This window comes from Pseudomonas sp. (genome assembly GCF_026224925.1).
Taxonomy (GTDB): domain Bacteria; phylum Pseudomonadota; class Gammaproteobacteria; order Pseudomonadales; family Pseudomonadaceae; genus Aquipseudomonas.
On record NZ_JAMFRV010000436.1, the window covers coordinates 1 to 5,329 of the forward strand.

Here is a 5,329-nt window from a genome sequence, read left to right on the forward strand (position 1 = left end):
AAGTTCGAGGTCTTCAAACATGAACTCGAGAAATTCTTCCTGGCTGATTTGAAACGTAAACTCGTCATTGCCTTCGCCGGAATTACTCGCCTTTCCAGGACCTTTACCGCCTCCGCCCCCCTGCGGACGCGCAATATGCTCGCCGGTCGTAAAGTCTTTGTTGCCGGGATGAACGACGGTTTGTTTGCCGCCGCGGCCATGGTGCAAAACCGGTTCGTCGATATCACGACCGGGAATACTGATCTGTTCGCCGTGTTCCATATCGGTGATGGAGCGGCGGCTGACGGCTTCTTCTACTGCTTTTTTGATGTGATCACGGTACCGCCGCAGGAAGCGCTGGCGGTTCACCGTGCTCTTATTCTTGCCATTAAGACGTCGGTCGATCACATAACTCATACGTGGCCCTCCGGGCAGCTTCAAGTTACAAGCTTCAAGCGCCGAGCTGGAAGCTTAAAGACAAGCGGTCAGCTGCGAAGCTCGCAAACACGCCCACGAGCGCGTGCTTGTGGCTTGCAACTTGTCGCTTGCCGCTGCCTTACTGCGATTTTCTGACCCGCAGGTACCACTCGGACAGCAGCCGTACCTGTTTGTCGGTGTAACCACGCTCGACCATTCGAGTAACGAAGTCGTTGTGCTTTTGTTGATCCTCTTTGCTGGCTTTGGCATTGAAGCTGATGACCGGCAGCAGGTCCTCCGTGTTCGAGAACATTTTTTTCTCGATAACGACCCGCAGCTTCTCGTAGCTGAGCCAGGTTGGATTTTTGCCATTGTTATTGGCGCGGGCACGCAGTACGAAGTTCACGATCTCGTTACGGAAATCCTTCGGATTACTGATGCCGGCGGGCTTCTCGATTTTTTCCAGCTCCTCGTTCAGTGCCACTCGATTAAGAATTTCACCGGTTTCCGGATCGCGGTATTCCTGATCCTGAATCCAGAAGTCTGCGTAAAGCACGTAGCGGTCAAAGATGTTTTGCCCGTATTCGCTGTAGGACTCCAGATACGCAGTCTGGATTTCCTTGCCGATGAACTCGATGTAACGCGGGGCCAAGTACTCTTTGATAAAGCGCAGGTAACGTTCGCGGGTCTCTGCCTGGAATTGTTCCTGCTCGATTTGCTGTTCCAGCACGTACAGCAGGTGCACCGGATTGGCAGCGATCTCGTGCGGGTCAAAGTTGAAGACCTTCGACAGAATCTTGAACGCGAACCGGGTCGACAGGCCGTTCATACCTTCGTCTACGCCGGCGTTATCGCGGTATTCCTGAATCGATTTGGCTTTCGGATCGGTGTCTTTAAGGTTTTCGCCGTCATACACGCGCATCTTCGAATAGATGTTCGAGTTTTCCGGCTCCTTGAGACGCGACAGCGTGGTGAACTGCGCCAGCATCTTCAGGGTGTCGGGCGCGCAATGCGCTTTGGCCAGTGAGCTGTTGAACAGTAGCTTGTCGTAGATCTTGATTTCGTCGCTGACCCGAACGCAGTACGGCACTTTGACGATGTAGATCCGGTCGATAAAGGCTTCGTTGTTCTTGTTGTTGCGGAAACTGTGCCATTCCGATTCGTTGGAGTGGGCCAGCAGGATGCCGGTGAACGGGATAGATCCGAGCCCTTCGGTACTGTTGTAGTTGCCTTCTTGGGTGGCGGTGAGCAGTGGGTGCAAGACCTTGATCGGCGCCTTGAACATTTCGACGAATTCCATCAGGCCCTGGTTGGCCCGGCAGAGTGCGCCAGAGTAGCTGTAGGCGTCGGCGTCGTTTTGTGGGAACTCTTCCAGCTTCCGGATATCGACCTTACCGACCAACGCAGAAATATCCTGGTTGTTTTCATCACCCGGTTCGGTTTTCGCCACGGCGATCTGATTCAGAATCGACGGGTAAAGTTTGACCACTTTGAATTGACTGATGTCGCCCCCGAACTCAGCCAGACGCTTGGTCGCCCACGGCGACATGATCGTATTCAGATAGCGTCGGGGAATGCCGAAGTCCTCTTCGAGAATTTCGCCATCTTCCGTGGCATTGAACAAGCCCAGAGGCGACTCGAAGACCGGTGAGCCCTTGATGGCGTAAAAAGGTACTTTCTCGATCAGTTGTTTGAGCTTTTCAGCCAGCGAAGATTTACCGCCGCCGACGGGACCCAGTAGGTAGAGGATTTGCTTCTTCTCCTCCAGGCCCTGAGCGGCGTGGCGGAAGTAAGAAACGATCTGATCGATGCACTCTTCCATGCCATGAAAGTCTTCGAACGCCGGATAGCGACGAATCACTTTGTTGGAAAAAATGCGAGACAGCCTTGAGTTGGCCGACGTGTCGAGCAACTCAGGCTCACCAATGGCCAGCAGAAGACGCTCTGCTGCAGAGGCGTAAGCGCTGCGGTCGGCTTTGCAGAGCTCCAGATACTCCTGTAACGAGAGCTCTTCCTGGCGTGTTGATTCGAAGCGTTGTTGGAAGTGGCTAAAAATACTCATGACGTCACCTCGCTCGATACGTAGAGCCGGCGGCGGATCGTCAGTCGATGCTGGCAGCAGCTGAAAAACTCAGTTGCTGTTTACCCCCCAGAACACCATAAAGTTACTACCGATGACCCACGCGCCGGTGTACCGGCTCTCCCCTGATTCGGATGGCCTAGGCTAAGGATAGTTCGGAATCACAGTTATCAACGAGTATTGATTGAATAGTCGGGCTAGCCGTTCGTCAGTTTGCTCGCGAGGCCGCACAGGACGTGGCATCGGCGGGAGTAAAAAAAATTATTCCGTAGCGCTTTGAGCGGTTTCATCAGGATAGGTGTTGCGCCACAACTCGAAACCGCCATCCATGCTGTAAACGTCCGAGAAACCTTGCCCGACCAGATAAGCCGCTGCGCTTTGGCTGGAGTTGCCGTGATAGCAGACCACAATAAGCGGTTTGTCCAAGTCGGCTTTCGCGATGAAATCGGCAATGGAAAGGTTATCCAGATGCTGCGCACCAGGGATGTGATTGGCGGCAAATGTTTGCTGGTCACGAACATCGACCAGGACCGCACCCTCTTCGAGTAGCGAGTGAGCGTGTGCCGGTGGGATGCGTTTGAACTCGGTCATGGTGTGGTCTCCTGATGGCGGGCTAAAAATTTGAATTCTAACCCTTGCTGATGATGTGTAGGCCAACTCGCATCGATGAAACCGGATTGGCGTCAGCTAAACCTTTGGCATCGCACTCGCAAGTATGGCGCTCGAGGGTGTCGACGTTAAGTAAGGTCATCGCGCCGCCCCATACACATCCGCTGTCTAGCGCGAAGATGCCAGGTTCGGTGCATTTACCTTCGAGTGCTGCCCAATGACCGAAGATGATTTTCTGGCCTTTGGTTTTGCGATTGTTGTGGCTGAACCACGGGGCGTAACCCGGAAGGGCAGTGCCGAGACCTTCTTTGCTCTTTAGATCAAGTTTGCCGTCACTGGTACAAAAGCGCATGCGGGTGAAATAGTTGGTGATCACCCTTAAGCGCGTTATGCCTTGCAAGTAGGGCTGCCACTTGTCTGGTTCATTACCGTACATACCGTCGAGAAATGGCTCGAACAGATTATCGTCGCGCAGTGCGGCTTCAACCTCTTCGGCGTGCTTGAGCGCCTTGTTTAGTGTCCATTGCGGCGGAATGCCCGCATGAACCATCGCTATTTTGCGCTCGGCGTCGTAGTACATCAGCTTCTGTTGGCGTAACCATTCAAGCAACTGACTGCGGTCCGGCGCTTCAAGTATCTCGCGCAATGTGTCGTTCTTTTTCAGTCGCTCGATGTTGTGGGCAACGGCCAGCAGGTGCAGGTCGTGGTTGCCCAGTACGCACACCAGCGAATCGCGCATGCCGTAGAGGAAGCGCAATGTTTCCAGCGACGCGGGGCCTCGGTTGACCAAATCACCTACTAGCCAGAGACGGTCCTTGCTGGCGTCGAAAGCAACGTGCTCGAGCAAACACTGTAACGGTTCCAGGCAACCTTGCAGGTCACCGACGGCATACACCGCCATTAGTGCAGAGCGCCTGGCATGGCGAGACGAAAGGGGGCAATCACAGCATCGAAACGTTTACCGTCTTCGGCAAGCATCTGATAGCTGCCCTGCATATTGCCGACTTTTGTCGTCATTACAGTGCCGCTGCTGTAGGTATGGCTTTGCCCGGATTTTATCAGCGGCTGCTGACCGACCACGCCGTCGCCACGAACTTCTTCGACATGGCCATCGCCGTCGGTGATCACCCAGTGCCGGGAAAGGAGCTTGGCGGGCAGTTCTCCGCTGTTGTGCACGGTGACCGTATACGCGAAAGCGAAACGATTTTGCTCGGGTTGCGACTGTTCTACGAGAAAGCGCGTAATGACGCTGACGTCGACTTGATAGCGGGGATCGGTCATGCGATGGGCCTTAAAAGCAAAAGCGGAAAAAGCCGGACAATACCGGTGAAGTTCAGTCTAGGGCATTTGCGGGGTAAAAAACCAATGTCGCTGCTAGCTGTGTGCCTGCATTGGGCGTTGATTTCCCGCAAAAATGCCCTTGGGCTTTACTCGACGACGGGTTGATCGCTCAGTTTGTCCGCCAAACGGACAAAGGCTGCAAGGTCCAATTGTTCTGGGCGCAGGCTGCCATCGACGCCAGCGGCAATGATCTCGTCATTGGTCAGCAGGGCTTTAAGCGTATTACGCAGGGTTTTCCTGCGTTGGTTGAAGGCTTCGCGGACTACACGCTCAAGTGCGCGGTGGTCCTTGGCGGGGTGCGGCAAAATCTCGTGGGGCACAAGACGAACAATCGCCGAGTCTACCTTCGGCGGCGGATTGAATGCGCCGGGCCCGACATTGAACAGGTGTTCTACGCGGCAATGGTACTGGACCATGATCGACAGACGACCGTAGTCACCGCCGCCAGGGCCTGCGGCCATACGTTGTACCACTTCCTTTTGCAGCATGAAGTGCATGTCGCGAATCAAGCCCGCGTTTTGCAGTAGCAGGAAAATGAGCGGCGTAGAGATGTTATACGGCAGGTTACCCACCACGCGCAGGCTGCTTGGCGCAGCGTTCAGGCTGGTGAAGTCGAACTTCAACGCATCGCCTTGGTGCAGGTGAAAGTTAGGCTTGCTGCCGAACTGGTGAATCAGGATCGGGATCAAATCCTTGTCCAGTTCAACCACGTCCAGTTGGGCGCCGCTGCTGAGCAGGCCTTCGGTCAGGGCGCCTTGGCCCGGGCCGATTTCAAGTAGGCGATCTTCCGGGCGCGCACGAATAGCGCGCAGGATTTTGTCGATTACACCCGCATCGTGCAGGAAGTTTTGTCCAAAACGCTTACGCGCTTTGTGTTGGAATAACTCGGTCATGAATGGGTCT

At 54.6% G+C, this 5,329-nt stretch carries 6 protein-coding genes; all 6 read right to left on the reverse strand.

Annotation, left to right across the window (positions count from 1 at the left end):
- A partial coding sequence (locus M0974_RS18855; RefSeq protein ID WP_297840087.1) for a DUF444 family protein occupies positions 1 to 396 on the reverse strand: 396 nt, incomplete at its 3' end.
- 139 nt (positions 397 to 535) lie between these two features.
- Positions 536 to 2,458, reverse strand: coding sequence for a PrkA family serine protein kinase (locus M0974_RS18860; protein WP_297840089.1), 1,923 nt, complete (start codon positions 2,456 to 2,458; stop codon positions 536 to 538).
- 279 nt (positions 2,459 to 2,737) lie between these two features.
- Positions 2,738 to 3,067, reverse strand: a complete 330-nt coding sequence (gene glpE / locus M0974_RS18865) for a thiosulfate sulfurtransferase GlpE (RefSeq protein ID WP_297840092.1) — start codon at positions 3,065 to 3,067, stop codon at positions 2,738 to 2,740.
- A 37-nt stretch (positions 3,068 to 3,104) separates the two neighbouring features.
- On the reverse strand, positions 3,105 to 3,986 hold the full coding sequence (locus M0974_RS18870; protein WP_297840093.1) for a symmetrical bis(5'-nucleosyl)-tetraphosphatase: 882 nt from the start codon (positions 3,984 to 3,986) through the stop codon (positions 3,105 to 3,107).
- Positions 3,986 to 4,366, reverse strand: coding sequence for a Co2+/Mg2+ efflux protein ApaG (apaG, locus tag M0974_RS18875; RefSeq protein ID WP_297840096.1), 381 nt, complete (start codon positions 4,364 to 4,366; stop codon positions 3,986 to 3,988). The genes M0974_RS18870 and apaG overlap by 1 nt, the downstream gene beginning before the upstream one ends.
- A gap of 146 nt (positions 4,367 to 4,512) precedes the next feature.
- On the reverse strand, positions 4,513 to 5,319 hold the full coding sequence (gene rsmA, locus M0974_RS18880; RefSeq protein ID WP_297840098.1) for a 16S rRNA (adenine(1518)-N(6)/adenine(1519)-N(6))-dimethyltransferase RsmA: 807 nt from the start codon (positions 5,317 to 5,319) through the stop codon (positions 4,513 to 4,515).
- Positions 5,320 to 5,329 lie beyond the last annotated feature (10 nt).